At 70.8% G+C, this 25,997-nt stretch carries 21 protein-coding genes and 1 pseudogene; 7 read left to right on the forward strand and 15 right to left on the reverse strand.

Features of this window, described 5'->3' with window-relative positions; translation table 11 throughout:
* Nucleotides 1-58: 58 nt before the first annotated feature.
* The 5 genes from O7631_RS31070 to O7631_RS31090 form a co-directional block, all read right to left on the reverse strand.
* Nucleotides 59-1,084: a YihY/virulence factor BrkB family protein gene (locus O7631_RS31070; protein WP_278147507.1), complete on the reverse strand. Its 1,026-nt coding sequence runs from the start codon at nucleotides 1,082-1,084 to the stop codon at nucleotides 59-61.
* Between the two features lie 64 nt (nucleotides 1,085-1,148).
* The gene (locus O7631_RS31075) at nucleotides 1,149-1,958 is read right to left on the reverse strand and encodes an ABC transporter permease (RefSeq protein ID WP_278147508.1); all 810 of its coding nucleotides are present in this window, start codon (nucleotides 1,956-1,958) and stop codon (nucleotides 1,149-1,151) included.
* An 11-nt stretch (nucleotides 1,959-1,969) separates the two neighbouring features.
* Nucleotides 1,970-2,758: an ABC transporter permease gene (locus O7631_RS31080; RefSeq protein ID WP_278147509.1), complete on the reverse strand. Its 789-nt coding sequence runs from the start codon at nucleotides 2,756-2,758 to the stop codon at nucleotides 1,970-1,972.
* Nucleotides 2,759-3,403: 645 nt separating this feature from the next.
* Entirely contained in the window at nucleotides 3,404-3,598 is a 195-nt protein-coding gene (locus O7631_RS31085) for a DUF397 domain-containing protein (RefSeq protein WP_278147510.1), read from the reverse strand.
* Entirely contained in the window at nucleotides 3,589-4,392 is an 804-nt protein-coding gene (locus O7631_RS31090; protein WP_278147511.1) for a helix-turn-helix transcriptional regulator, read from the reverse strand. Before O7631_RS31090 ends, O7631_RS31085 begins: the two co-directional genes overlap by 10 nt.
* Before the next feature lie 296 nt (nucleotides 4,393-4,688).
* On the opposite strand from O7631_RS31090, the gene O7631_RS31095 reads away from it, so the two are divergent.
* On the forward strand, nucleotides 4,689-4,895 hold the full coding sequence (locus tag O7631_RS31095) for a flavin reductase (RefSeq protein ID WP_278147512.1): 207 nt from the start codon (nucleotides 4,689-4,691) through the stop codon (nucleotides 4,893-4,895).
* Nucleotides 4,896-4,915: 20 nt separating this feature from the next.
* On the opposite strand, the gene O7631_RS31100 is transcribed toward O7631_RS31095, so the two are convergent.
* Complete coding sequence (locus O7631_RS31100) at nucleotides 4,916-5,455, reverse strand: hypothetical protein (protein WP_278147513.1); 540 nt, start codon at nucleotides 5,453-5,455, stop codon at nucleotides 4,916-4,918.
* 72 nt (nucleotides 5,456-5,527) lie between these two features.
* The gene (locus tag O7631_RS31105) at nucleotides 5,528-6,460 is read right to left on the reverse strand and encodes an ATP-binding cassette domain-containing protein (protein WP_278147514.1); all 933 of its coding nucleotides are present in this window, start codon (nucleotides 6,458-6,460) and stop codon (nucleotides 5,528-5,530) included.
* A gap of 166 nt (nucleotides 6,461-6,626) precedes the next feature.
* On the opposite strand from O7631_RS31105, the gene O7631_RS31110 reads away from it, so the two are divergent.
* Together O7631_RS31110 and O7631_RS31115 are read left to right on the forward strand one after the other, a co-directional pair.
* Nucleotides 6,627-9,134, forward strand: a complete 2,508-nt coding sequence (locus O7631_RS31110; RefSeq protein ID WP_278147515.1) for a TRAP transporter fused permease subunit — start codon at nucleotides 6,627-6,629, stop codon at nucleotides 9,132-9,134.
* Nucleotides 9,131-10,138: a TAXI family TRAP transporter solute-binding subunit gene (locus O7631_RS31115; protein WP_278147516.1), complete on the forward strand. Its 1,008-nt coding sequence runs from the start codon at nucleotides 9,131-9,133 to the stop codon at nucleotides 10,136-10,138. The genes O7631_RS31110 and O7631_RS31115 overlap by 4 nt, the downstream gene beginning before the upstream one ends.
* 9 nt (nucleotides 10,139-10,147) lie before the next feature.
* Here O7631_RS31115 and O7631_RS31120 read toward each other — a convergent pair whose 3' ends face one another.
* Both O7631_RS31120 and dnaG read right to left on the reverse strand, forming a co-directional pair.
* The gene (locus O7631_RS31120) at nucleotides 10,148-10,684 is read right to left on the reverse strand and encodes a hypothetical protein (RefSeq protein WP_269682813.1); all 537 of its coding nucleotides are present in this window, start codon (nucleotides 10,682-10,684) and stop codon (nucleotides 10,148-10,150) included.
* Nucleotides 10,685-12,587, reverse strand: a pseudogene (dnaG, locus tag O7631_RS31125) (DNA primase).
* Nucleotides 12,588-12,700: 113 nt separating this feature from the next.
* Here dnaG and O7631_RS31130 point away from each other — a divergent pair.
* Nucleotides 12,701-13,906 (forward strand): low temperature requirement protein A, encoded by a 1,206-nt coding sequence (locus O7631_RS31130; RefSeq protein WP_278147517.1) that lies wholly within the window; start codon nucleotides 12,701-12,703, stop codon nucleotides 13,904-13,906.
* A 7-nt stretch (nucleotides 13,907-13,913) separates the two neighbouring features.
* On the opposite strand, the gene O7631_RS31135 is transcribed toward O7631_RS31130, so the two are convergent.
* The 3 genes from O7631_RS31135 to O7631_RS31145 are packed head-to-tail and all read right to left on the reverse strand — an operon-like array spanning nucleotide 13,914 to nucleotide 16,386.
* Complete coding sequence (locus O7631_RS31135; protein WP_278147518.1) at nucleotides 13,914-14,762, reverse strand: siderophore-interacting protein; 849 nt, start codon at nucleotides 14,760-14,762, stop codon at nucleotides 13,914-13,916.
* Nucleotides 14,763-14,777: 15 nt separating this feature from the next.
* The gene (locus O7631_RS31140; protein ID WP_278147519.1) at nucleotides 14,778-16,049 is read right to left on the reverse strand and encodes a deoxyguanosinetriphosphate triphosphohydrolase; all 1,272 of its coding nucleotides are present in this window, start codon (nucleotides 16,047-16,049) and stop codon (nucleotides 14,778-14,780) included.
* Nucleotides 16,033-16,386, reverse strand: a complete 354-nt coding sequence (locus tag O7631_RS31145; protein WP_278147520.1) for a VOC family protein — start codon at nucleotides 16,384-16,386, stop codon at nucleotides 16,033-16,035. Before O7631_RS31145 ends, O7631_RS31140 begins: the two co-directional genes overlap by 17 nt.
* Nucleotides 16,387-16,638: 252 nt before the next feature.
* On the opposite strand from O7631_RS31145, the gene O7631_RS31150 reads away from it, so the two are divergent.
* Nucleotides 16,639-17,139 carry a roadblock/LC7 domain-containing protein gene (locus O7631_RS31150; protein ID WP_278147521.1) on the forward strand — a complete coding sequence of 167 codons (501 nt, stop codon included), beginning with the start codon at nucleotides 16,639-16,641 and terminating at the stop codon, nucleotides 17,137-17,139.
* A gap of 43 nt (nucleotides 17,140-17,182) precedes the next feature.
* On the opposite strand, the gene ppdK is transcribed toward O7631_RS31150, so the two are convergent.
* Nucleotides 17,183-19,891, reverse strand: a complete 2,709-nt coding sequence (ppdK, locus tag O7631_RS31155; RefSeq protein WP_278147522.1) for a pyruvate, phosphate dikinase — start codon at nucleotides 19,889-19,891, stop codon at nucleotides 17,183-17,185.
* A 316-nt stretch (nucleotides 19,892-20,207) separates the two neighbouring features.
* On the opposite strand from ppdK, the gene O7631_RS31160 reads away from it, so the two are divergent.
* Together O7631_RS31160 and O7631_RS31165 are read left to right on the forward strand one after the other, a co-directional pair.
* Entirely contained in the window at nucleotides 20,208-21,902 is a 1,695-nt protein-coding gene (locus O7631_RS31160) for a beta-N-acetylhexosaminidase (RefSeq protein ID WP_347403531.1), read from the forward strand.
* Nucleotides 21,903-22,386: 484 nt separating this feature from the next.
* Complete coding sequence (locus O7631_RS31165; protein WP_278147523.1) at nucleotides 22,387-23,049, forward strand: C39 family peptidase; 663 nt, start codon at nucleotides 22,387-22,389, stop codon at nucleotides 23,047-23,049.
* A gap of 284 nt (nucleotides 23,050-23,333) precedes the next feature.
* Here O7631_RS31165 and dusB read toward each other — a convergent pair whose 3' ends face one another.
* Nucleotides 23,334-24,491 carry a tRNA dihydrouridine synthase DusB gene (dusB, locus tag O7631_RS31170; RefSeq protein ID WP_145785489.1) on the reverse strand — a complete coding sequence of 386 codons (1,158 nt, stop codon included), beginning with the start codon at nucleotides 24,489-24,491 and terminating at the stop codon, nucleotides 23,334-23,336.
* 79 nt (nucleotides 24,492-24,570) lie between these two features.
* Entirely contained in the window at nucleotides 24,571-25,950 is a 1,380-nt protein-coding gene (locus O7631_RS31175; protein WP_278147524.1) for a glycine--tRNA ligase, read from the reverse strand.
* Between the last annotated feature and the right edge of the window lie 47 nt (nucleotides 25,951-25,997).

Genomic DNA, 25,997 nt, shown 5'->3' on the forward strand with positions numbered 1-25,997 from the left:
TGCAAGCGTCAGTGGCTATCGGGTCCAGAACGGGCCCGGTAGCCACTGACGCGTCGTCTCAGTCGGCCGAACCCCGCTGGTTGCGCTTCTTGCGGAGTTTGCGGTCGTCGCGCAGCTCGACGTACGGCTCGTCGTCCGCTGCGTGGCCCGCCGCGATGGCACGGCCGCGCTCCAATTCCGCGTCGAACTCGGCGCCCAGCAGGATCGCGATGTTGCTGAGCCAGAGCCAGACCAGGAAGATGATCACGCCGGCCAGCGTCCCGTACGTCTTGTCGTACGAACTGAAGTTGCTCACGTAGAAGGCGAACAACCCGGAGATCACCAGCCAGATCACCACGGCCAGCACACCGCCGGGGCTGACCCAGCGGAAACCACCGTGGCGGGCGTTCGGCGAGGCCCAGTAGAGGATCGCGAACATCAGACTGACCAGGACCAGCAGCACCGGCCACTTGGCGATGTCCCACACCGCGACCGCCGTCGAGCCGACCCCGATCACGTCGCCGACCGACTCGGCCAGGCGACCGGTGAACACCACGATCACCGCGCTGGCCAGCAGCAGCACACCGATCACCGCCGTCACGCCGAGCCGGATCGGCAGCGTCTTCCAGATCGGCCGCCCCTCCGGCACGTCGTAGATCGTGTTCGACGCACGCATGAACGCTCCGACGTAGCCGGAGGCGGACCAGAACGCGGCCACCAGACCGATGATCGCGGCGATGCTGGCCAGACCACCGTTGTCAGCGGCACCGATCGCGTCGGTGATGATCTTCCGGATGCTGTCTTCGGGCACCGCCTGGTTGACAGTGTCCGTGACGCCTTGGGTGGCGCTCTCGCCGAGCAGGCCGAGGATCGAGATCAGCACCAACACGCCGGGGAAGATGGACAGCACCCCGTAGTAGGTGAGCGCCGCCGCCCAGTCGGTCAGGCTGTCGTCCTGGAACTCGCTGATCGTCCGCCGTAGGGCCGCCTTCCACCCACTGCCGGGCAGATCGGTGGGGCTGTCCGGGCCCGCGTCCGGACCAACCGGCGCGCTGGCGGGAGCACGCTCCTGCTCCCGCTGGGCGGAAGACTCGTTCGAGGCCATCGCCCCTCCTCATCGTCGGCGGTGTCACCTCCGGACATGCCCCGTCGACGGTCGCCCGTAACCCCTACCGGTAGAGCAACCTGCCCATCCGGCGCGAGGCCACCAGCAGACCGACCGTCATCACCACCAGCAGGTAGAGCACGTCGAGCAGCCAGAGCCACCCGCCGCTGCCCAACGTGACCCCACGGATCAGGTGAACCGACCGGTAGAGCGGAGTGATCTCGACCAGCCAGCGCAGCACCGTCGGGTAGGCCTGCGCCGGCACGAAGGTGCCGGAGAACAGAAAGAGAGTGAACTGGGCGGAGCCGACCAGGTCGAAATCCTGCCAGCTCCGCATGAGCGTGGAGATCGCCATGCCGAGCGCCCCGAACGCGAACCCGACCAGCACCGCCGCCGGCAGGGCGGTCAGCGCCCGGGGCACGCTGGTCAGATCCAGAGCGACCATCACCCCGAGGAACGCGGCCGAGTAGGCGCTGCCCCGCAGCATCGCCCAACCCAGCTCGCCGACAGCGATCTCGAACGGCCGTACGGGGGTGGCGATCATCCCGTCGTACAGCTTCATGTATTTCATCTTGCCGAAGAAGTTGAACGTGGTCTCCGCGAGCGCGCCGGTCATCGCCGAGGAGGCGAGCATCGCCGGGGCCACGAACGCGGCGTACGAGACCAGCCGCCCATCGGGCAGCGGCAGATCGCCGACCAGCGCGCCGACGCCCACCCCGATGGAGAGCAGGTAGAGCAGCGGCTCCACGAAGCCGGAGAGCAGCAGCAGCCAGTAGACCGACTTCAGCGCCGCGACGTTGCGCTCGACCACCGACGCCGACCGCCGGGACGCAGCGGAGACGTCGACCAGCCGGGGCAGGATCAGCGTGACCACGACAAACCTTCCTAGACGACGAGCTTGCGACGGAACGCGCGCACCGCCAACAACCAACCGGCGGCGGCCCAGGCACCCAGGTAGAGCACGTGCCCGACGATCGACCACTGCGGGGCGACACCCAACGTGGCCGCGCGGCACAGGTCCACGGCGTGCCACAACGGCGTGACGTACGCCAGCCACCGCAGCGCGTCAGGCAACGACTCGACCGGGAAGAACACCCCGGCGAAGAGCGTCATCGGGATGACCGCGAACCGGAACAGCATCGCGAGCCAGCTGTCGCTCGACACCGACGCCGCGTACGCGAAGGTCGGCGCGGCGACGGCCAGCCCGAGCAACGCGACCACCGGCAGGGTGGCCACCGCCCACGGCGACCGCAACGCTCCGAACAGCCCGGTGACCAGCAGGAACGCCGCGATCGTGGTGAGCACCCGGAACAGCACGAAGGCGAGGTGCCCGGCCACGATGTCGCCCACCCGCAGCGGTGAGGCGGCCTGCGAGAAGTAGGTCTTGACCCACTGGAAGTTGCTGAACACCGGCCAGGTGGAGTCACCGACGGTCACCTGGAGCGCGGTCGAGGCGATCAGACCGGGCACCAACCAGTCGAGGTAACGCACTCCGCCGACGCCCTGGTCGATGTAGGCCCCCACGCCGAACCCGAAGCCGAGCACCGTCAGCACCGGCAACAGGAACGAGGAGAACACCCCCGCCCGCCAGGTGCGCCGCAGACCGACCAGGTAGTGCTCGAACACCGAATACGCCGGCACCCAGGGGAACCGCGCCGACCCCGCCACACTCACACGACCACCCCGCCCACCGCGTCGGCACCACGACCTGTCTACCCCGGGGGTACGACAGACCGTCGGTCACCCTACGGCGACGCAGTCGACGTGTCGCTCGGGTTTCGCCGGCCTCGACCGACGCACCAACCTCGGTCGACTCGCCCGCCACCTTGATCGGCGCGCCCGCCGCCTCAGTCGACGCGCCCGCGCCTTAATCGACTCGGGTTGCAGGACGTCGGGGTATCAGTCGCGACTGGATGCCCCGTTCTTCAAAAGTCCGAGTCGATCAACGGACTGACGCAACGCGGCAGCCTTGCCGCGCCGGGACATGCCGAATCGGCGCGACGATCCACGCCACATCGGCGACATTGCCGCATCGCCGCGCCCGGACACCCCACCCGCCACGACGACCCACGCCACATCGGCGACATTGCCGCATCGCCGCGCCCGGACACCCCACCCGCCACGACGACCCATTCCACAACGGCGATGTGGCGGTATCGCCACGCCCGGACACCCCAACCGCCACGACGACCCATTCCACAACGGCGATGTGGCGGTATCGCCACGCCCGGACACCCCGATCGGCAAGACCCACTCCACATCGGCGATGTGGCGGTATCGCCACGCCGGGACACCTCTATATCGCCGACCTGGAGTCGATCATGCCGAGCGAACCGGGTCGGACCCGACGAACGTGCGCCACGCGTCGGGCGTGAAGACGAGCACCGGCCCGGCCGGGTCCTTGGAGTCGCGGACGGCCACCAGCCCAGACAGGTTGTCGGCAACCTCCACACAGTTGCCGCCGTCCGGGCCACTACGAGTGCTCTTGCGCCACCGGGCACCGGTCACATCCATGTCTCCGCCACTTCCACCATGAGATCGAGGGACTGCCCGTGCGATAGTGCCTCACCACGGATCGACTCCCACACCTCGACCATCTGCCGCACGTAGTCCGATCGGTCGATGACCTGACCGTGCCGCTGGCCGGCAAGGTAGACAAGGTCCTCCCCCTGTGTCGAACTAGCGATCACGAAGGGCCCTCCGAGCCCGACGTAAGCACCGGCAGAGGTTGGCACCACCTGGATTCGGACCCGGGGGAACGCCGATCCAAGTTTCACCAGGTGCCGAGTCTGCTCGCGCATGATCTCCGGCCCTCCGACGGTTCGGCGCAGCACGTGCTCGTCGATCACGGCCGTGAGAAGCGGTGGCCGGTCACGCGTGAGCAGCGCCTGCCGGTCCAACCTTGTCGTCACCTGTTGCTCGATCTCGTCCGACGCGAACAGCCCGCCGCCGGTCAGTAGTGCACGCGCGTAGCCCTCGGTCTGCAACAGACCAGGCACGCAGAGCGGCTCGAACCACCGCAGCGCTGTGGTCTCCTGTTCGATGCCGGCCCAGTCGCGGAACCACGGCACCACGGCTTCCCGGCTGATCCGCCGTTGGATGCGCTCGAATCGTCCGTCAGCCTGGAACACGGCGTCACACCGGCGCGCGAAGTCCAGACTCGGCCGGCGCTCGGATGTCTCCACCTTGGCGACCAGCGCCCCGGAATAGCTCAACGCCTCGGCCAGCGCCGCCTGCGACATCCCAGTGCTGGCGCGAGCCAGCCGCAGCTCCTCGGCGAAGTGCTCCAGCATGGACGAGCTTTCCACGGACAACCCCCGTACATCTTCGTACCGTGCTGGGCCGGTCGCCGTACGCCCTGGTCGTCGGCGTGCGGAACCTCCCACCGTAGTCGGGTCCTCACCAGACTGTCACGCAGCGGAACCGCTCACGGGATCGGACGGCGGGCGGAACCAGGCCGGGAGCGTCCTGCTACCCCCGATCCGGGGCGCTCCCACCCACCCGTTGGAGGTTCCTTCGTGCGACGCACCTGGTCGGCTCATGGCAGACGCACCTGGTCGGCAGATGACGGTGGTGGCCACTGATGCCCCGGTACCGTCCACACGTGGCGGCGCGCCCGTCCTGGCGCTGCCGGGTCTGCGGCGCGGCGTGGCCCTGCTCGCCGGCTCGCCTGTCGCTGCTCGGCGAGTACCGGGAGGACCGGGTCGCGCTGCTCGTCTACCTCGCGACGTTGTTCTGCGAGGCGGCCGGGGACCTCGCCGGTCACGACCGGCTGAGCGACCGATTCATCACCTGGGCCCGAGCCCGTTGAAGCGGTGCGTGTGCAGTTGGTCAGGCCGGTCGGTACGCGCGGACCAGTGCCTGCACGGCGTAACCGAGCAGCAGCAGTCCCGCGCCGACGCCGACCACCAGGCCGGCGGAGACCGTCGAGGCGAGACCGGTGACGAGCCCCGCCGCGGCGACCAGGCACAGTGCGCCGCCGAGGGGACGAAGCAGTGGATCCCGCAGGAGCGGGGCGAGCGGGAAGAAGTGCAGACCGACCACCAGGCAGACCAGCACCGGCACGTACTCGGACCGGCCGGCGGCGATCAGCACGGCGGCACCCAGCCCGGCGGCGGCGAACTCGGCGACGACGATGAGCAGGTACGGGCGGTCGGCTGCCCGGTCCCGAGGGCTGCCGGCCCCCCGGAGTCGGGCGGACAGCACACCGCCCAGCACGGCGGTGAGCAGTGCGGCGATGCTGCCCACCACGAGCAGGGCCCGCAGTGGTTGCCCGGCCGCCGGCACACTGAACCAGACCATCGCGAAGATGCCCAGGTAGAGGGCGGTGAGCCCGGCCTGACGTCGGTTGGCGGTCAGCAGATCGGACATGACACCCCCGTGGTTGGAAGCCTGCCTTGGCCGGCCGATGGTACGCGCAAGATCAAAGACAGTGGTGGCCGGTCAGTCGACGAGGGTGCGGCCGGTCAGGTGCAGGAAGACGTCCTCCAGGCCGCTGCGCCGGACCAGCACGTTGGCCGGGTTGAGCCCCAACGCGGTGACCTCGGCGACCGCCGCGTCGCCGTCCGGCACGTAGAGCAGGATCCGGTCGGGCAGCACCTCGACCCGCTCCCCCAGCCCGGCGAGCTTGCCCGCGAACGGCTCCTGGGACTCGGCGGCGAAGCGCAGCTCGACCACCTCACGGGTGGAGTGCTGCTCGATCAGGGCGCGGGGCGAGCCCTCCGCGACGATCCGCCCGCCGTCCATCACCACGAGGCGGTCGCAGAGCTGCTCGGCCTCGTCCATGTAGTGCGTGGTGAGCACCAGCGTGACGCCCTGCTGCTTGAGCCGGAACAGCCGCTCCCACACCAGGTGTCGGGCCTGCGGGTCGAGCCCGGTGGTCGGCTCGTCCAACAGCACGATCTCCGGGTCGTTGACCAGGGCGCGCGCGATGGTCAACCGACGCTTCATGCCGCCGGACAGCGGCTCGACCTTGCTGTCGGCCCGCTCGGTGAGCTGGACGAAGTCGAGCAGCTCGGCCGCGCGCGCCCGGGCGGCCCGGCGGGAGATGCCGAAGTAGCGGGCGTAGACGGTCAGGTTTTCCCGGACGGTCAACTCCGGATCGAGATTGTCCAGCTGGGGGCACACACCGAGACGCGCCCGGATCGCCGGCCCGTCGGCCACCGGGTCGAGGTCGAGAATGCGCAGCTCGCCGGCGCTCGGCGGGGAGATGCAGCCGACCATCCGCATGGTGGAGGACTTGCCGGCGCCGTTGGGCCCGAGGAAACCGAACGCCTCACCCGAGCGGACCTCGACGTCGATGCCGTCCACTGCGGTGAAGTCACCGAACCGCTTCACCAGCCCGCGAGCCTGAATCAGTGGTCGCCCCAAAGTCACCGCCCGACCCTAACCGCCGGGTCCGACAGCCCTCCACGCAAATATCCGCCGCGACCGGCCGTCCGCACCACCCCCGCGGGACCACCGCCGCGCCACGGCCGACCCTTCCCGCCGAAACGCCGATCGATGCTCCACTCACCGACCGATCGACGTGTATCGTCCCTTCGTGTCGCCCATCAGTACGCCCGATGGTTCGTCGCCCCCTGCCCGACCAGCCAACTCTCCCGCCGGCGAGCCCACGGCCAGCACCGACCGTGCGGCACCCCGACCGCGCCCGGCACCCGAGCCCGACGGCGACCACCCGACCCAACCGGCCACCGGCCCGACCGAGCCGGACCAGAGCGGGAACGACACGTCCAGGCCCGACCCGACCGGCAACGGAGCGTCCAAGCCCGACCCGACCGGCAACGACACCTCCAGGCCTGGCCCGAGCGCCAACAAGGCGACGGGGCCACACCCGAGCGAAGCGACCACGCCGCACCCCAGCGAAGCGACCACGCCACACCCCAGCGAAGCGACCACACCACACCTCAGCGCGGTCCACCTGAGCACAGCCAGCTCGGCCGCCGAACGGGCCACCCGCGACCTCGCCGCCCAGTTCGAGGACGAGAAGCCGGGTCGGGTGTTGACCGGGCCGGTCGGCCTGATCCTCACCGGGGTGTCGCTGGCGGTCGGCGCACTGGCTCTCTGGCAGGTGTTCCGCCCGCTGTCGCAGGGCAGCAAGTATTACCTGATCATCTTTCTGGCCGGCGTACTCCCTCTTGTCTTTCTCGCCTACCCGGCCGACCTGCGGCTGCCGGCCCGCCTCCGCGCCCGGCGACGGCGTGACAGCACCGACCGCGACAACCCCGATCGCGACAGCACCGACCGCGGCAATCCCGACCGTGACAGCGACAGCACCCGGGCGCGGCCGACCGCCACCGACTGGGTGCTGGTCGCGCTGGCGGCGGCAGCGTGTCTCTACCCCGTCCTGCCGATCCCGATCGGTACGGGTGGCGGCGGCTACAACGCCTTCCTCGACCGGCAGGGCCTGCTGGCGCCGGTGGACCTGGTGCTGGGCACGGTCCTGCTGCTTCTGCTGCTGGAGGCGTGCCGGCGCACCACCGGGTGGATCCTGCCGGCGGTCTGCCTGCTGTTCCTCGGTTACGGCTACTACGGCGGGTTGCTGCCGCAGTCCTGGCCGGTCGCCCACGCCGGCCTCGACTTCAGCCAGCTGGTGGACGCGTTCTACAACTCCGACAGCGGTTTCTACGGCACTCCCCTGGACGTGGCCGCCTCGTACATCGTGCTGTTCACCATCTACGGTGCGGTGCTGGAGCTGTCCGGGGCCGGGCGGTTCTTCGTCGAGTTGTCGGCCGCCGCGTTCCGCCGCTCGCGTACCGCCGCCGGTCGCACGGCGGTGGCCTCCGGCTTCCTGCTCGGCACGGTCTCCGGCTCCGGGGCGGCGACGACGGTGAGCATCGGCGCGGTCACCTGGCCGCTGCTGCGCCGCGCCGGCTATCCCCCGGAACGGGCCGGTGGCATGTTGGCGGCGGCCGGGGTGGGTGCGATCCTCTCCCCGCCGACCCTGGGCGCCGCGGCGTTCATCATCGCTGAATACCTCGGCGTCTCGTACCTCCAGGTGCTGGGCTGGGCGACGGTGCCCACGGTGCTCTACTACCTGGGCATCCTGCTCTCGGTGGAGATCGACGCGCGCCGTTCCGGTGTGCGGCCGGTCGTTATCGACGTCGGCTCACCGTGGCGTCTGCTGGCCCGCTTCGGCTACCACTTCGCCTCGCTGATCGCCATCATCGTGTTCCTGGCGGTCGGTGTCTCCGCGACGAAAGCTGTCGTCTTCGCCATCGTCCTCGCCGTCGCGCTGTCGTTTCTGGCCCCGAAAAGCCGGCTCAGCCCGGCCCGGCTGGTGACCGCGCTCGTCACCGGGGTCCGCGGTGTGCTCGCGGTGACGGCGGTCTGCGCCGCCGCCGGCATCATCGCGGCGACCACCACGAAGACCGGTCTCGGGCCGCAGGCGGCGGCGCTGCTGATCGGCGGGGCGCAGGCGGCCACCTCCGACCCGACACTGGTGCTGGTGCTCACCGCGCTGCTCGCCGCCGTCGCGCTCAGCCTGCTGGGTCTGGCCGTGCCGGTCACCGCCTCGTTCGTGATCGGCTGGGTGATCGTCGGCCCGGCCCTGCTCGACCTGGGCGTGACAGCGCCCGCCGCGGCGATGTTCGTCTTCTACTTCGCGGTCCTGTCCGAGGTGTCGCCGCCGACCGCGCTCGCCGCGGTGGCCGCCGCAGCGGTCACCGGCGGTCGGCTGGTGCCGACCATGTGGCAGACCCTGCGGTACGCGCTGCCGGCGTACCTGACCCCGATCGCGTTCGTCATCACGCCGGCCGGGCTGGGTCTGCTCGGCATCGGCGGCGTCCAGCGGATCGCGTTCGCCGCAGTGGTCACCGCGCTCAGCGTCGCGGTGCTCGCCGTCGCCGCCGGTGGCTGGCTGCCCGGTGTGGGCCCGGCCGGCGTACCGGAGCGGGTGCTGGGCGCGCTCGCCGGCGTCACATTGCTCTGGCTCGAACCCGTGCCGGTCGCCGTCGGCACGGCGCTGGCCGCCGTGGCGGCGGTCGGCGTCCTCGTCCGACGCGGATCCGCCGGCCGACCATCGTCCGACCCTGTGGAGGAGAAACTGTGAGACGAATCGACGTACGGCTCGCGGTGGGCCTGAGCGTGCTCGCCCTCGTCGCGGGTTGCGGAGGTCAGCAGGGCGGCGCGGCCACCGACGACACGGCCAGCGAGGTCACCTGCGAGGTGACCAGGGAGACCCGCGTCGGCATCGCCACCGGCAACGCGACAGGCGTCTACTACGCAGTCGGCAACGCCCTGGCCGGGCAACTGTCCGGGACGACCGGCGGCAAGCTCACCGGCACCGCCGCCGAGACCGGCGCTTCGGTGCAGAACGTCGAACAGCTCGTCGGTGGCCAGTACGACGTGGCGTTCTCGCTGTTCGACACGGCTGTGAACGCGGTCGAGGGCAAGGGCAGCTTCACCGCGCCGCAGCCGGTGCAGGCACTGGCCCGCATCTACGACAACTACACGCAGGTGGTGGTCCGCAACGACTCCGGGATCACCTCGGTGGCCGGCATGCGCGGCAAGCGGATCTCCACCGGTTCACCGAAGTCCGGCACGGAGGTGATCGCCAACCGGCTGCTGGAGGCCGCCGGTCTCGACCCGGCCAAGGACATCCGGGCGCAGCGCCTCGACCTGACCAAGACGGTCGAGGGCATCAAGGACGGCAGTGTCGACGGGTTCTTCTGGTCGGGCGGTCTGCCCACCGGGGGCCTGACCGACCTGTTCACCACGGCCGGCGACACGGTGACGTTCCTCAACCTGGCACCGCTGCTGCCGAAGATGGCCTCGCTGAGCCCCGGCTACCAGGAAGGCACGATCGGGCGGGACGTGTACAAGACGGCGGCCGACACCCCGACGATCGTCGTACCCAACGTGTTGTTGGTGCGCAAGGACCTGGACGCCAACGTCGCCTGCGCGATCACCCGGACCGTGTTCGACAAGCGCGAAGCCTTGGCGCAGGCCAACCCGGCGGCAAAGGGGATCTCGCTGGACAAGGCCCGCCGGACCCTGCCGGTGCCCCTGCACCGGGGCGCCGACAAGGCGCTGAAGGACCTCGGGGTGAACTGACCCGACCGGTCAGAGGTCGGCGGGCGCGGTCGCGGCGCGGGCCACACCGACCAGGCGGTCGGTTTCGGCGAGCACCGTCTCGTCGTCCGCCGGTGTGCCGGGGTCGAGTCGGACCGTCCAGGTCAGACCGTCGGCCCCGGCCGTCCGACGGGCCGCGACCCGCGCCGCGCCGCCGGGCACCGGCTGGTGCTCGGTGTACGCGACGGAGCGGGTCACCCGCGCCCGCACCTGGTGCGGCAGCTCACGCGGGTCGAGGAGGAAGTACGTCTCGGCCGGGCCGTCGGCGACCACCGTGTAGCCGTCGCGGTCGCTGACGGTCTCGGCGGGTGTGACTGTCAACTCCCGGCCGGACCAGACGGCCTTGAGGATGTCGTGCCAGCCGAGCCGGTGCCCCCGCCCGGGCAGCCACAGCCCGAGGTTGGTGGCGACCACCACGCCGTCGCCCTCGCCGTTGCCGACCGCCGCCCAGGCCAGCACGCGCTCGTCGGCGGCCAGCGGGGGCCGGTCGGCCGGTGGCAGTTTCGGCTTGCGGCTGAACAGTCCCATCTAGAGGCCTCCCGCAGCCTGCTCGCGGAGCGCCCGGGCGTGCTGCTCCAGGGACAGCAGCTCACCGAAGGCCGCGAAGTACTCGTCCTTGTTGTTGACCGGGTTGATCCGCTGGATGCGCGACTTGAGGTCCCGGATCCGGGCGGTCACCGAGCCGAACTGCACCCGGGCCATGGTGATCGACACGTAGCGTGGGTCCGGTTCCCCGTCGATGCGCAGCGGCTCCACCGCCAACTCGCCGACCAGCGCCGCCGCCGCCAGGTCGTCGCAGGCGTCGCGGACCGACTCGATCCAGACCGCGCCGCCGGTCGCCGACGCGGCACCACCGGCAGCCGCGATGGCGGTACGCACCGCGATGTGCACGGGGTGGCGGTATTCCGACGCCTCGACCGCGTCGAACATCGGCCCGGCCAGGACCGGCTGTTGGAGGGCGAGCTTGAGCGCCTCCCGCTCGACCATCGACTGCGGGCTGTCCACCTCCGGCTCGGGTCGGGCCGGCGCGGGGCGGGCGGCGGGTGCGGCGTCGCGGGTGCCGGGCGGCGGGGTGTTGGCGGCGGCGAGCACCGCCCGCTGCACCGGCTCGATCTCCATGCCGAGGTCCATGGCGAGCTTGCGGACGTACTCCGGGCGCTTCTCCCGGTCCTTGAGGCGCGCGACCAGCGGCGCGGCGTGGCGCATGGCCTCGACCCGGCCGTCGACGGTGTCCAGGTCGAAGCGGCCGATCACGTGTCGCAGCGCGAAGTCGACGAGCGGCTCGCGGCGCGCGACCAGGTCCCGTACCGCCAGGTCGCCCTTGGCCAGCCGCAGGTCGCACGGGTCCATGTTGTCCGGGCTGACGGCGATGAACGTGCGGCCGACGAAACGCTGGTCGTCCTCGAAGGCGCGCAGTGCCGCCTTCTGGCCGGCGGCGTCACCGTCGAAGGTGAAGATGATCTCGCCGGCCACCTCGTCGCTGTCGAACAGGAGGCGGCGCAGCACAGCGATGTGGTCCGCGGCGAAGGCGGTGCCGCAGGTCGCCACAGCGGTGGTCACGCCGGCCAGGTGGCAGGCCATCACGTCGGTGTAACCCTCGACGATCACCGCCCGCCCCTGCTTGGCGATCTCCCGTTTGGCCTGGTCGACGCCGTAGAGCACCTGTGACTTCTTGTAGATCGGCGTCTCGGGGGTGTTCAGGTACTTCGGGCCGTCGTCGTCGTCGAAGAGCTTGCGCGCCCCGAAGCCGATCACGTCGCCGGCGAGGTCGCGGATCGGCCAGAGCAGCCGACGGCGGAACCTGTCGATCAGACTGCCGGAACGGGCCTCCCGGGACAGCCCGGCCGTGACCAGCTCCTGATGGGTGAAACCCTGCTGGCGCAGGTGCTTGGTGAGCAGGTCCCAGCCGTCCGGCGCGAACCCGCAGCCGTAACGCTCGGCAGCCGCCCGGTCGAAACCCCGCTTGGCCAGGAACTCCCGGGCCGGTCGGGCGCCCGCCGTGCCGAGCTGCGCCCGGTAGAACTCGACAGCCGCGGCGTGCGCGGCGACCAGGCGCTGCCGCTGGCCCTGCTGCGGGCGCGGGCGCGGGGTGCCCTTGTCGTCCTCGATGTAGCGCAGTTGGATGCCGGCACGGCCAGCCAGCCGCTCGACGGACTCGACGAAGCTGAGGTGGTCGGCGTCCATCAGGAACTTGATCGCGTCGCCGCCGGCCCCGCAGCCGAAGCAGTACCAGACGTTGCGGGCCGGCGAGACGTTGAACGACGGGCTCTTCTCGTCGTGGAACGGACACAGACCCTTGAGGTTGCCGCCGCCGGCGGACTTCAATGTGACGGTCTCGGAGATCACATCCCCGATCGAGGTGCGTTCCCGGACCAGTGCGATGTCCTCGTCCCGGATCCGCCCAGCCATGCGCCACCCCCTCCCCGTACATCCTGCCCTGCCGGACCGACGACACGGCGGCCGGGGGACGCCGGTGTGGCGACCACCGCTGCCGGCTGGGCGGTTCCGGCCCGCCGGCCGGGTCCGCCCGGGGACCATGACCAGATGCGCAGGGTACGCACCGCCAGCCCCCACCTGCCCGGATGGGTGACCGCGTGGATGGGGCTGGGCGGACAGACCCCGCAGGAGGACGAGGCCGGTCACCGCCACGCCACCTGGCTGGAACTCTTCCTCGACCTCATCTTCGTGTACGCGCTGGCGGCCGTCGTACGCCGACTGGGAGACGATCCGAGCCCGTCGCCGACGGCGGTGCTGGCGGTGATCGGGCTCTTCGTGGTGATCCAGTGGGCCTGGATGGGACAGGTCTACTACGACACCCGGTTCGATCCGGACGACGCGCTGCACCGGCTGCTGGTGCTCGTCGCCCTGGTCGGGGCGGGCGCGATCACGCTCGGCGTCGACGAGGTGCCGGAGAGCGTGCTCCTGCCGGTCGGGTACCTGATCGTGCGGGGGGTGCTGCTCCTGCTGTACCTGCGCGCCCGCCCGACCGGTCCGATGGCCCGCGTGGTGACGACCGTCTACCTGATCGGCTTCGGGTCGGGCTGGCTGATCTGGTTGGCGTCGCTGGCAGCTCCCACCGAGCTGCGCCCGGTCCTGTGGGTCGTCGCGATGGTCATCGAACTGGCCACACCCTGGGTCGGTGCGCGCTGGCTCAACAACTGGCCGGTCGACAACAGGCACCTGCCGGAACGGATCGGGCAGTTCACCATCATCGTGCTGGGTAGCGCGCTGGCCAGCCTGCTCTTCGCCGTGCCGGACCACCCCCCGCCGCCCATGATCCTCACCGCCGCGATGGCGTTCCTGATCCCGGCAGCCGTGTGGTGGGTCTACACCACGTTCGTCACCACCCGCCTGCTCCAGACTCAGCTCCGCGGTGGGCAGGCGTACAGCTACCTGCACATCCCGCTCGGCGGCGCACTGCTGCTGCTCGGTTGGGCGCTGGGGCAGGTGGTCCGGCTGGTGGACGACAACGCGACCCACCTGCCGCTGGAGTTACGGCTGCTGCTGGGCGCGTCGATAGTCGCGTGGACGGCATGCGGCCTGGCCCTCTACTGGCTGTGGACCCGGCCGAGCGCCGCCCGGCTGGCCATCGCCGCGTACGGGGTGGTGTCGGTCAGCGTGATCACCACGACGGTGCACCAGCCGAGGCTGATGCTGGCCCTGCTCGCGGCCGCGGTCGTCGGGTACGCGGTGCTGATCAGCCGTCGACTCGCCAGGGCCGGCGCGGCCAACCGCACACCCGAGGGATGAACGACCCTCAGGCCGCCCTGGCCCCCTCGACGGGCGTCTCCTCCTCGGCCGCCACCTGCCGGTTCCAGTCCGCCTTGGTGGATCGCCAACCCTCGTCGTCCATGCCACGCCGCCAGTAACCCGAGATGGAGAGCCGGTCGAGCGGCACACCCCGCTCGCCACGCAGCAGCCGACGCAGGTGCCGGACGAAGGCCGCCTCACCGTGCACGAAGGCGTGCACCTGCCCGGCCGGGAACTCCAACGCCCGCACCGCCTCGACCAGCGCCTCGCCCACCGGGCGCTCGCCACGGTGCAACCAGGTCAGCTCGACCGCCCCCGGGCTGAGCAGCTTCTGCTCCTCCTCCGGGTCGGCGATCTCCACGAAGACGTGGGCCCGGGCGCCCAGCGGCAGCCGCTCCAGCGCGGCGGCGATCGCCGGCAGGGCGCTCTCGTCGCCGGCCAGCAGGTGCCAGTCCGCGTCCGGGCTCGGCGCGTACGCCCCACCGGGGCCGACGAAGTGCACGGGATCACCCGGGCGCAGCGCGGCGGCCCAGGGACCGGCCAGCCCTTCGTCGCCGTGGTAGACCACGTCGACAGTCAACTCCTGCGCCAGCGGATCCCAACGCCGCACCGTGTACGCGCGCTGCCGAGGCCACTGCTCCCGGGGCAGGTCCCGACGGATCGCGGCGAGGTCCAACGGCTGCGGGTACGCGACACCCGGCTGCGGGAAGACCACCTTGATGTAGTGGTCGGTGAACTCGCCCACCGGCAGACCGGTCAACTCGTCCCCACCGAGGACGAGCCGGATCAGATGCGGGGTGGGCCGCTCGGTGCGCAGCACCCGGGCCGTGGTGACGTTCCTGGGGCGTTCCGTCATGCCAGTTAGGCTAGCCTAAGCTGTCTCGCCGTGAGTCGGCGGTGCACTTCCGCCCGCGAGGCGGGTGTGCCAGGTCACGGCCGCCGGGTCGGTGAGCGAGGCCACCTGGTCGACCACCACCCGCAGTCGGGCCGCGTCGTCCGGTGCCGCTCGCCACAGCGCCGCGAAGATCGGGTCGAGCCCGTCCGGCGCGCGCCGGACCAGCGCGGCGACCAACTCGGCCAGCATCGTCCGCTGCCGCTCGTAGCGGCCCCGGAAGCCGGAACGGCGCATCACGTACCGCAACGCGATGCCCTTGAGCAGTGCACACTGCGCCCGGACCAGTCGGGGCACCACCAGGTCGGCGGCGTACCGGCGGTGCGGCCCGGGCCCGAAACGCTCCTCCGTGGCAGCCACCGCGGCGGACACGAACCTCCCGGTCACCCCGCTGGTGGTCGCCTTCAACGCGACCTGCGCCCGGTGGCTGCCGTCGTAACCCGCCAGCGGGGCGAGCAGCGGGTCGGCCAGCAACTCGACCAGCACCTCGGCGAGGTCGTCGGCGGACTCCCCCGAGTACGCGCCCGCCACGTCGGCGCAGAGCGCGGCCCGCTCGTCGGAGTCGGTCAGCAACGGGCCCAGCGTCACGTACCCGCCGTGGATGCCGTCCTCCACGTCGTGCACCGAGTACGCGACGTCGTCGGCCCAGTCCATCACCTGCGCCTCCAGGCAGCGCCGCTCCCCCGGCGCGCCGTCCCGGATCCAGGCGAAGACCTCCGCGTCGTCCGCGTACACCCCGAACTTGCGCTCGCCGGGACGACGCGGCCAGGGATACTTGCCGATCGCGTCGAGCGACGCCCGGGTCAGGTTGAGCCCGGCGGACGAGCCGTCCGGGGCGAGCACCTTCGCCTCCAGACGGGTCAACACCCGCAGGGTCTGCGCGTTGCCCTCGAACCCGCCGCACGGCGTGGCCAGCAGATCCAGGGCCGCCTCCCCGTTGTGCCCGAACGGCGGGTGCCCGAGGTCGTGGGCGAGCCCGGCCACGTCCACCACATCCGGGTCACACCCCAACCGGGCACCCATCTCCCGGGCGATCTGGGCCACCTCCAGCGAGTGGGTCAGCCGCGTACGCAGGAAGTCGTCGGTGCCGGCGGTGTGCACCTGCGTCTTGGTGGCCAACCGCCGGAACGCCGCGGAGTGCAGCACCCGGGCGCGGTCGCGCTCATACGGTGAGCGGCGGTGCCCGGTGTCCTTGGGCGACTCCTCGACCAGCCGGGCATCCGCCGCCGCAAGCTCACTCCTCGCGCTCACGGAGAACGCAGAACTCGTTGCCCTCCGGGTCGGCGAGCACCGTCCACTCGACGTCGCCCTGGCCGATGTCGACGTGGCGGGCGCCCATGTCGACCAGCCGCTCGACCTCGGCCTCCTGGTCGGCGGGGCGCAGATCGATGTGCAGCCTGTTCTTGCGGTCCTTGGCGTCGGTCACGGGCACGAAGACCAGGCCGGGCAGGCGGTCCGCGGACTGGCGGATCTCCACCTCGTCCGGACTCTCGGTGACGACCTGGTAGCCGAGCGCCTCGGCCCACCAACGGGCCAGTCGCGCCGGGTCGCGGGCATCGACGGTGAGGTTCTCCCAGACGCTGGTCATTCAGTCACCTTTCCCGTTCGACGGCCTCCGCAATCGGCCGTGTGCGAGCGAGCCAAGATTACGCCCGCCACCACTGCTCGACCCGCCCACGACGCATCGACGATGGGCCCACAACCGCCGATTGGCCGGGAGTTGCCATCCGATCGCCGACGGTTACGGGCTCGCGGGCGGAGGTGGCTGCCGGTAGCGTTCCCGGCGCGGAACGTGACCAGCCGATCGACATGCGACTCCCGACCGGTAAGGGGAAAGATCGTGGACGCAGACACGGTGGTGGGAACGGAACTACGCGGGTTACGCCGTCGTCGACCCGAGATCACCGGCACGGTCCTGGCCGGCACCGACGGGCTGCTCATCTCCAGCGACCTGCCCAGCACCGACGCCACCCACCTCGCCGCTCTCGCCGCGGCCAGCTTCGGGCTCGGTCACCGGGTGGCCGACACCGTCCGATGTGGCGAGTTCCGGGAGTCGGTCGTCCGCACGACCACCGGGTGCGTGGTGACCTACCCGGCCGGGCGTTCCGCCCTGCTGACCCTGGTCACCGTGTCTCCCGGCGAGGATCTCGAAGCACTGCACGAGGAGGCCCGCGCCGTGGCCCGTCGGGCCGGCACGGTGATGGACCGGCGCGGCGGGGGCGTCGGCGCCACCGCTGTTCCGGAGGCACACGGGCCGCTGGCCGTGCGTACGCCGATGGCGACCCTGCCCGCGCAGTTGCGCCGCCCGTCCCGACCCACCTGGCGCCGCCCGCCGATCTGAGGGCCGGCGGCGGACCGGTCGTCCGGTCCGCCGCCGACCGGCGTCAGCGGCTGTCCGATCCGCCGGTCTCCACCACCGCGCGGCCGGCCTCCAACCGGGCCACCGGCACCCGGAACGGCGAGCAGGACACGTAGTCCAGGCCGACCTCGTGGAAGAAGTGCACCGAGTCCGGGTCTCCGCCGTGCTCACCGCAGACGCCGAGCTTCAGCCCGGGCCGGGCAGCTCGACCCTCCTCGGAGGCGATGCGCACCAGTCGACCGACGCCGTCGCGGTCGATCGACTCGAACGGCGAGATGCCGAAGATGCCCAGCTCCAGGTAACGCCAGAAGAACGCTCCCTCGACGTCGTCGCGGGAGAAGCCCCAGCCCATCTGGGTCAGGTCGTTGGTGCCGAAGGAGAAGAACTCGGCGGCCTCGGCGATCTGCCCGGCGGTCAGCGCCGCCCGGGGCACCTCGATCATGGTGCCGATCAGCACCTCGACCGCCTTCTCCCGGGTCACCTCCTCAATGATCTTCTCGGCCTCGGCGCGTACCGTCTCCAGCTCCTGCACCGCGCCGACAAGCGGAACCATGATCTCCGGCTTGGGGTCGCCGCCGCGTTGGGCGCACTCGACCGCGGCCTCGACGATGGCCCGGACCTGCATCGCGAACAGGCCGGGGATGACCAGGCCGAGGCGGACGCCCCGCAGCCCGAGCATCGGGTTCTCCTCGTGCATCCGCCGCACGGCGGCGAGCAGCGCCTCCTCCTTGGCGACGTCCTCGCCACGCTCCTGGGCGACCGCCACATTCACCGCGAGCTGCTCCAGCGGCGGCAGGAACTCGTGCAGCGGCGGGTCGATCAGCCGGACGGTGACCGGCAGCCCGTCCATCTCGCGGAAGATCTCCACGAAGTCGGCCCGCTGCAACGGCAGCAGTGCCTCCAACGCCGTCTCCCGCTCGTCCGCGTCGCGGGCCAGGATCAGCCGCTCGACCAACTCCCGCCGGTCACCGAGGAACATGTGCTCGGTGCGGCACAGGCCGATGCCCTCGGCGCCGAAGCGCCGGGCCCGGGCCGCGTCCGCGCCGGTGTCGGCGTTCGTGCGGACCGCGAGCCGCCGCCTGCCGTCGGCGTGCGTCATGATCCGGTGTACGGCCCGAACCAGGGCGTTGTCGACGTGTTCGGCGTCCAGGCTGCCCTCGAAGTACTGCACCACCTCCGACGGCATGACCGGCACCTCACCCAGGTAGACCTTGCCGGTGGTGCCGTCGATGGACACGACGTCGCCCTCGTTGACGGTCTGCCCGGCCACGACGAAGCGCTTCGCCGGGACGTTCACCTCGATCTCGTCCGCCCCGGAGACGCAGGTCTTGCCCATGCCCCGGGCCACCACCGCGGCGTGACTGGTCTTGCCGCCCCGCGAGGTGAGGATGCCCTTCGCGGCGATCATGCCGTTCAGGTCGTCCGGGTTGGTCTCCCGGCGGACCAGGATCACCGACTCCCCCTCGGCGGCCAGCTCGACGGCCCGCGCGGAGGTGAAGACGACTTTGCCGGACGCCGCGCCGGGCGAGGCCCCGATGCCCTTGGCGACGGCCTCGAACTCGTGGTCGAGCTGGAAGCGGGGGAACATCAGCTGGGCGAGCTGCGCGCCGTTGACCCGGTGCAGCGCCTCGTCCAGGTCGATCAGGCCCTCGTCGACGAGCTGGCCGGCGATGACGAACGCGGCGGCGGCTGTCCGCTTGCCGACCCGGGTCTGCAACATCCACAGCTTGCCGCGCTCGATGGTGAACTCGATGTCGCAGAGGTCCTTGTAGTGCTCCTCCAGCCGGGCCATGTACCCGAGCAGCTCGTCGTAGGACTTCTTGTCCAGCCGCTCCAGCTCGTTCAGCGGCACTGTGTTGCGGATGCCCGCGACGACGTCCTCGCCCTGGGCGTTGGCCAGGTAGTCGCCGTAGATGCCCTGCGCGCCACTGGCCGGGTCACGGGTGAACGCCACACCGGTGCCGGAGTCGGGGCCGAGGTTGCCGAAGACCATCGTCACCACGTTGACAGCGGTGCCGAGGTCGGCCGGGATCCGCTCCTGGCGACGGTAGAGCACGGCGCGCTCGGCGTTCCACGACTCGAAGACCGCCCGGATGGCGAGGTCGAGCTGTTCGCGCGGCTGCTGCGGGAACTCCCGACCGGTGTGCTTCAAGAAGATCTTCTTGTACGCGTCGACCAGCCCACGCAGGTCGTCAGCGTCGAGGTCCAGGTCGTTGTGGGTGCCCTTGGCGTTCTTGATCTCGTCCAGCGCGTGCTCGAACTCCTCGCCCGGCACCTCGCACACGGTCTTGCCGAACATCTGGATCAGGCGGCGGTAGGAGTCCCAGGCGAACCTGTCGTTCTGTCCGGCCTGCGCGCAGAGGCCGACCACGCTCTGGTCGTTGAGACCGACGTTGAGGACGGTCTCCATCATGCCGGGCATGGAGAACTTGGCACCGGAGCGGACCGACACCAGCAGGGGATCCTGCGGGTCGCCGAGGCGCTTGCCCATCGCGCGCTCCAGCGACTCCAGGTGCGCCTCGATCTGCCCGGCGAGCCCGTCCGGCTCCCGTCCCGTGGCGAGGTACGCCTGGCAGGCCTCGGTGGTGATGGTGAAGCCCGGCGGAACGGGCAGGCCGAGGTTGGTCATCTCGGCGAGGTTGGCGCCCTTGCCGCCGAGCAGGTCCTTGAGGTCCTTGTTGCCCTCGGAGAAGTCGTAGACGTACTTGTGATCGACGGTCTCTTGCGCTGCCACCAGAGCCTCCACAACACACGCGCCGGATTGACACTTAACGAAGGTTCAGTTTTCTGTACCCCGAGGCGGACCACCGGTAATCCCGGGTCGACGCCGATCGGTGGGCGAAGGTTAAGCGACCATCGAGCGACCTGGGACCGTTCGGTGACAATTGGCACAGCCATCACGACTATCCGTGTTCGTACCGTTTTCTGGGAACGCTTCCATGCGCACCAACACGCACCCCCGCCGGGCGTCGTACGCTGGATGGCACGCCAACCGGTGAACCTCACTTTTGCCATAACCGACGCGAATACACCCCCCCGGAGTCGCCGCCGTGTCGACCGCCCACTCCCCCGGCCCCGCCACCACCCCCGCGCCGCTGTCGGCGGAGGAACCGGGCGCGGCCACGCTGGCCCGCGCGGCCGAGCAGGCCGCCCGTACAGTGCTCGCCCCGGCGGCCCCGCACCGGTTGCCCGACGTCGTTCCCGCCCCCCGGCAGGTCCAGCCGGACCCGACCGGAGACTGGACACTTCCGGCCGAAGCGGTCATCGTGGCCAGCTCCGACCCCGCCGCTCTGGCTGTGGCCGAGCAGCTCGCCGATCTGCTGCGCCCGGCCACCGGCTACCCGCTGCCGGTCACCGACGCCGCCACGCCGGCACCGGCCGACGGCATCGCCCTGGTGCTGGACGAGACCGCCGCCGACCTCGGCGCGGAGGGCTATCGGCTCGACGTCACCACCGATGGGGTACGCGTCACCGCCGGCACCGCCGCCGGCCTCTTCCACGGCGTGCAGACGCTGCGCCAACTGTTCCCGGCGGCCATCGAGAGCCCGACCCCGGTCACCGAACGGTGGGCGCTGCCCGGCGGCACCATCACCGACGTGCCCCGGTTCCCGTACCGGGGCGCGATGCTCGACGTCGCCCGGCACTTCTTCGCCGTCGAGGACGTCCTGCGGGTGGTCGACCACCTGGCCCGGTACAAGCTCAACCACCTGCACCTGCACCTCACCGACGACCAGGGTTGGCGGATCGCCGTCGACTCCTGGCCGAAGCTGACCACTGTCGGCGGGGCGACCGCTGTCGGTGGCGGCCCCGGCGGGTTCTACACCAAGGCCGACTACACGCGGATCGTCTCCTACGCCGCTGACCGGCACATCACGGTCGTCCCGGAGATCGACCTCCCCGGGCACACCAACTCGGCGCTGGTCGCCTACCCGGAGCTGGCACCGGACAAGATCGCGCCGCAGCCGTACACCGGCACCGAGGTGGGTTTCAGCTACGTCGACCCGGCCGACGACCGGACGTACGACTTCATCGCGGACGTGCTGGGCGAACTGGCCGCGATCACACCCGGCCCCTGGCTGCACATCGGCGGCGACGAGGCGTTCAAGGTGAAGGGCGAGGTCTACACCGGTTTCGTCGAGCGGGTCCAACGCATCGTCGCCGGCCTCGGCAAGACCGTCGTCGGCTGGCACCAGCTCGCGCCGGCCGCCCCCGTCGACGGGCGGGTCCTGCAGTGGTGGGGCACGGACGGCGAAGACCCCACCACCGTCGAGGCCGTACGCCAGGGCGCCCGACTGATCGTCTCCCCGGGCAACCACGCCTACCTGGACATGAAGTACGCCGCGGACACCCCGATCGGGCACGACTGGGCCGGCCTGATCGACGTGCGGAAGTCGTACGACTGGGATCCGGGCGCGCACGTCGCAGGTGTGCCCTCCGCGGCGGTCATCGGCGTGGAGGCCCCGCTCTGGACCGAGTCGGTCACCTCGTTGACCGACATCGAGTTCCTGCTCCTGCCCCGGCTCCCCGCCATCGCCGAGTTGGGCTGGTCGCCCCGGGAGACCCACGACTGGGCCGGTTTCCGCGACCGCCTGGCCGGCCACGGCCCACGCTGGGACGCCGCCGGGATCGCCTTCCACCGCGCGCCCGAGATCCCCTGGCCGAGCGGGCCGGCCATCCCCGCACAGCGCGACCCGGCCGTGCCCACGCAGTCCGACACCACCCGAGAGGGCGTTGACCTGACATAGCGACCGCCTCGGTGATCGACTCCAGATCGCCGAGGTGGTGGCATCCTCCGACCCGAACACCCCCACATCGCCGCCCCGGCGTGGGTCACCCCGCCCCGATGTCCCGTTATCAGGCGTAACGTCCCGTGGCCGGGGCCACCAGGATGGCGGAATCGTCGGCCGGGCGGGGTCGTTATACCTGGCACGCCACCGCGACTGTCGGTCGTCGGTGCGGGGCAGCCGCCGGGAACACCGGCCAGCCAACCCCGGTTACATCCCCCGCAGCACCCGGGACTGGAAGCTGGCGGAATGATCCGCCGCCCCACCCGGTTACACCCCCGCAGCACCCGGGCCGAGGAGCCCGGCGGAATGATCCGCCGCCCCGGACCGTTGTGCTCTGTCCCGACGCCGGCCCCACGGGCCGCCGGGCAGTGAACTTTCCCCGCACGGCCGTCCCCCCTTGAGTCGTGCGGTATCCCCCGATGAAGCAGAGGAGCACGCCATCATGCGTACCGATCTGATTCGTAAGACCGCCCTGACCGCCGCCGGCCTCGCGTTCACCGGCGGCGCCATCGCCGGACCCGTCACCACCGCCTTCGCCGCCCCGAACACCAGCAAGCCCGCGTCGCAGGCGCAGACCGACCGCAACGGCCACGGCGAGCGTCAGCTGGGCGTGCGCTACGAAGCCCAGCCGAACTTCTACTACTGCGGCCCCGCCGCCGCCCGTAACGCCCTGTCCGTACAGGGCAAGGACATCAGCGTGGACGCCATGGCCAAGGAGATGGGCACCACCGAGGCCGGCACCAATTCCATCAACGACATCACCCCCGTGCTGAACAAGGAGACCGGCAAGAACGACGCCTACCACTCCGTCGAGATCAGCACCCCCAAGGCCGACGACAAGCAGACCGACCAGCTGCGCGCCGACATCGTCAAGACTGTCGACGACGGCCGGGCCGTAGTCGCCAACATCGCCGGCACCACCACCGACACCGACGGTGGCATCCACTCCTTCGAGGGTGGGCACTACATCAGCGTCGTCGGCTACCGCGACAACGGCACCACCGTCACCATCGCCGACTCCGCCGACCCGAACACCGCCTCCTACGAGGTCACCGTCGAGCACCTCGCGGACTGGATCGCCACCCGCGGCTACGCCACCAGCTAAACCACCACAGCACACCAACACCGAAGGGCCGGACCCCGCCACGGGGCCCGGCCCTTCACCATGCCCAGGTCAGCGCCCCGCGCCAGACCTACCGAAGAGCACGGAATCCGCCGGAAGATCCGCGCAACATCGGGGAAAGTGCTGCCTCAACGCGCCGGGAGGCAGCAACATCACCGATACTGCGCGGATCTTGACGACGAGCAGTCGGCGCGGGCTGTTGGTGGTGTCACGGTGCCGGCCGGCAGAGACACGCCGCCGACGGCGACCCGTCGCGGACCAGGGACTCAGCCGCCGGAGTCGTCCATCTCGGCGCCCTCGGGGACGGTGTCGTCGTCCCGGCTGGCCAGCCAGCCGTCCGGCAGGGCGACCTTGCCCGGCGAGTTGGTGCGCCCGCGCGGCTGGCCCAGCGCGGTCACCGGGAACGGCTCCGTCGGGTCGAGCTTGCCGAGCAGGTCGTCGAGCTGGGCCAGGCTCTCGATCATCGCCAGTGAGCGGCGCAGTTCGCCGCCGACCGGGAAACCCTTGAGGTACCAGGCGACGTGCTTGCGGAAGTCGGTGCAGCCGTCGCGTTCGCCTCGGGCCGGGTTGCGGGCGCCCGCCACGAACTGGTCCACCAGCAGCTCGGCGTGCCGACGCATGGTCGCCGCCACCTCGCCGAGGGTGGGCAGTCGCCGCTCCGGCCGGCCGTTGAAGGCGGCCTCCAGGTCGGCGAAGAGCCACGGCCGGCCCAGACAGCCGCGACCGACGACCACGCCGTCCACGCCGGTGTGCGCGACCATCCGCAGCGCGTCGTCGGCCTCCCAGATGTCGCCGTTGCCGAGCACCGGCACGTCGAGAGCCTGCTTCAGGGTGGCGATCGCGTCCCAGTCGGCGGTGCCCGAGTACCGCTGCGACGCGGTCCGCCCGTGCAGGGCCACCGCGGCCACGCCGGCCTCCTGGGCGGCGAGCCCCGCTTCGACGTACGTCAGGTGGTCGTCGTCGATGCCCTTGCGCATCTTGACCGTGACCGGCACCCCGGACGGTGCCGCGGCATCCACGGCGGCCCGCACCAGTCGGGCGAAGAGCCGACGCCGCCACGGCAACGCCGCACCGCCGCCGCGCCTGGTGACCTTCGGGACCGGGCAGCCGAAGTTGAGGTCGATGTGATCGGCCAGGTTGCGCTCGACCACGATCCGGACGGCGGCTGCGGTGATCTCCGGGTCGGTGCCGTAGAGCTGGAGGCTGCGCGGCTTCTCGTCGTCGCCGAAAGCGATCATGCGCAGCGTCTTCGGGTTGCGCTCGACCAACGCACGCGTGGTGATCATCTCGCAGACGTAGATGCCGCCGCCCTGCTCCCGGCAGAGCCGGCGGAACCCGACGTTGGTGATCCCGGCCATCGGGGCGAGCACCACCGGCGGCCACACCTGGTACGGCCCGAGAGTCAACGGCCGCAGCACGGGCATGGTCGAGGCAGTCACCGCACAAGTGTACGGGGCCCCGACCGGCGCTCATCGCGTCGGCCGAGGCCCCGTGCGCAGCGTCTCAGCAGCCCGGAAGGCGCTCGATCAGGTAACGCTCGACCTGGTCCAGGGAGACCCGCTCCTGGGCCATGGTGTCCCGGTTGCGGACCGTCACGGCGTTGTCGTCCAGCGTGTCGAAGTCGACGGTCACGCAGAACGGGGTGCCGATCTCGTCCTGCCGGCGGTAGCGGCGGCCGATCGCCTGCGAGTCGTCGAACTCCACCACCCAGCGCTTGCGCAGCAGCGCCGCGAGGTCCTTGGCCTTCGGCGACAGCGCCTCGTTGCGGGACAGCGGCAACACCGCCACCTTGACCGGGGCGAGCCGCGGGTCGAAACGCATCACGGTGCGCTTGTCCACGCCGCCCTTGGTGTTCGGCGCCTCGTCCTCGTCGTATGCCTCGAGCAGGAAGGCCAGCACCGCGCGGGTCAGACCCGCGGCCGGCTCGATGACGTACGGCATCCAGCGCTCACTCTTGGTCTGGTCGAAGTACGACAGGTCGACGCCCGAGTGCTTGCTGTGCGTGGAGAGATCGAAGTCGGTGCGGTTGGCGATGCCCTCCAGCTCGGCGAACTCGCTGCCACCGAACTGGAAGCGGTACTCGATGTCCACCGTCCGCTTCGAGTAGTGCGAGAGCTTCTCCTTGGGGTGCTCGAAGAGGCGCAGGTTGTCAGCCGACAGGCCGAGGTCGAGGTACCAGTTCCAGCGCTCCTGGAGCCAGTACTCGTGCCACTGCTCGTCGGTGCCCGGCTCGACGAAGAACTCCATCTCCATCTGCTCGAACTCGCGGGTCCGGAAGATGAAGTTGCCCGGCGTGATCTCGTTGCGGAACGACTTACCGGTCTGCGCGATGCCGAACGGGGGCTTCTTGCGGGCGACCGTCTCGACGTTCTTGTAGTTGACGAAGATGCCCTGCGCGGTCTCCGGACGCAGGTAGTGCAGACCCTCGTCGCTCTCCACCGGGCCCAGGTAGGTCTTCATCAGGCCGTTGAACATCTTCGGTTCGGTGAAGGTGCCCTTGTTGCCGCAGTTGGGGCAGTTCAACTCGGACAGCGAGTTCAGCGGCTTGCCGTGCTTCTCGGCGTACGCCTCCTCCAGGTGGTCGGCCCGGAAACGCTTGTGGCAGAACTGGCACTCGGTCAGCGGGTCGACGAACTCGGCGATGTGGCCGGACGCCTCCCACACCTTGCGGGCCAGGATGACGGCGGAGTCGAGGCCGACCACGTCGTCGCGCTGCTGGACCATGGTCTTCCACCACTGCCGGCGGACGTTCTCCTTGAGCTCCACGCCGAGCGGACCGTAGTCCCACGCCGATCGGGTGCCCCCGTAGATCTCGCTGGAGGGGAAGACGAAGCCTCGGCGCTTGGCGAGGCTGACGACGGCGTCGATACGGTCGGCTGGCATGTTTTCCTCCTACGCCGGCTGGCGGTCGGCGGGGGCGAGATGTGGAT

This window comes from Micromonospora sp. WMMD967 (assembly GCF_029626165.1).
GTDB lineage: Bacteria > Actinomycetota > Actinomycetes > Mycobacteriales > Micromonosporaceae > Micromonospora > Micromonospora taraxaci.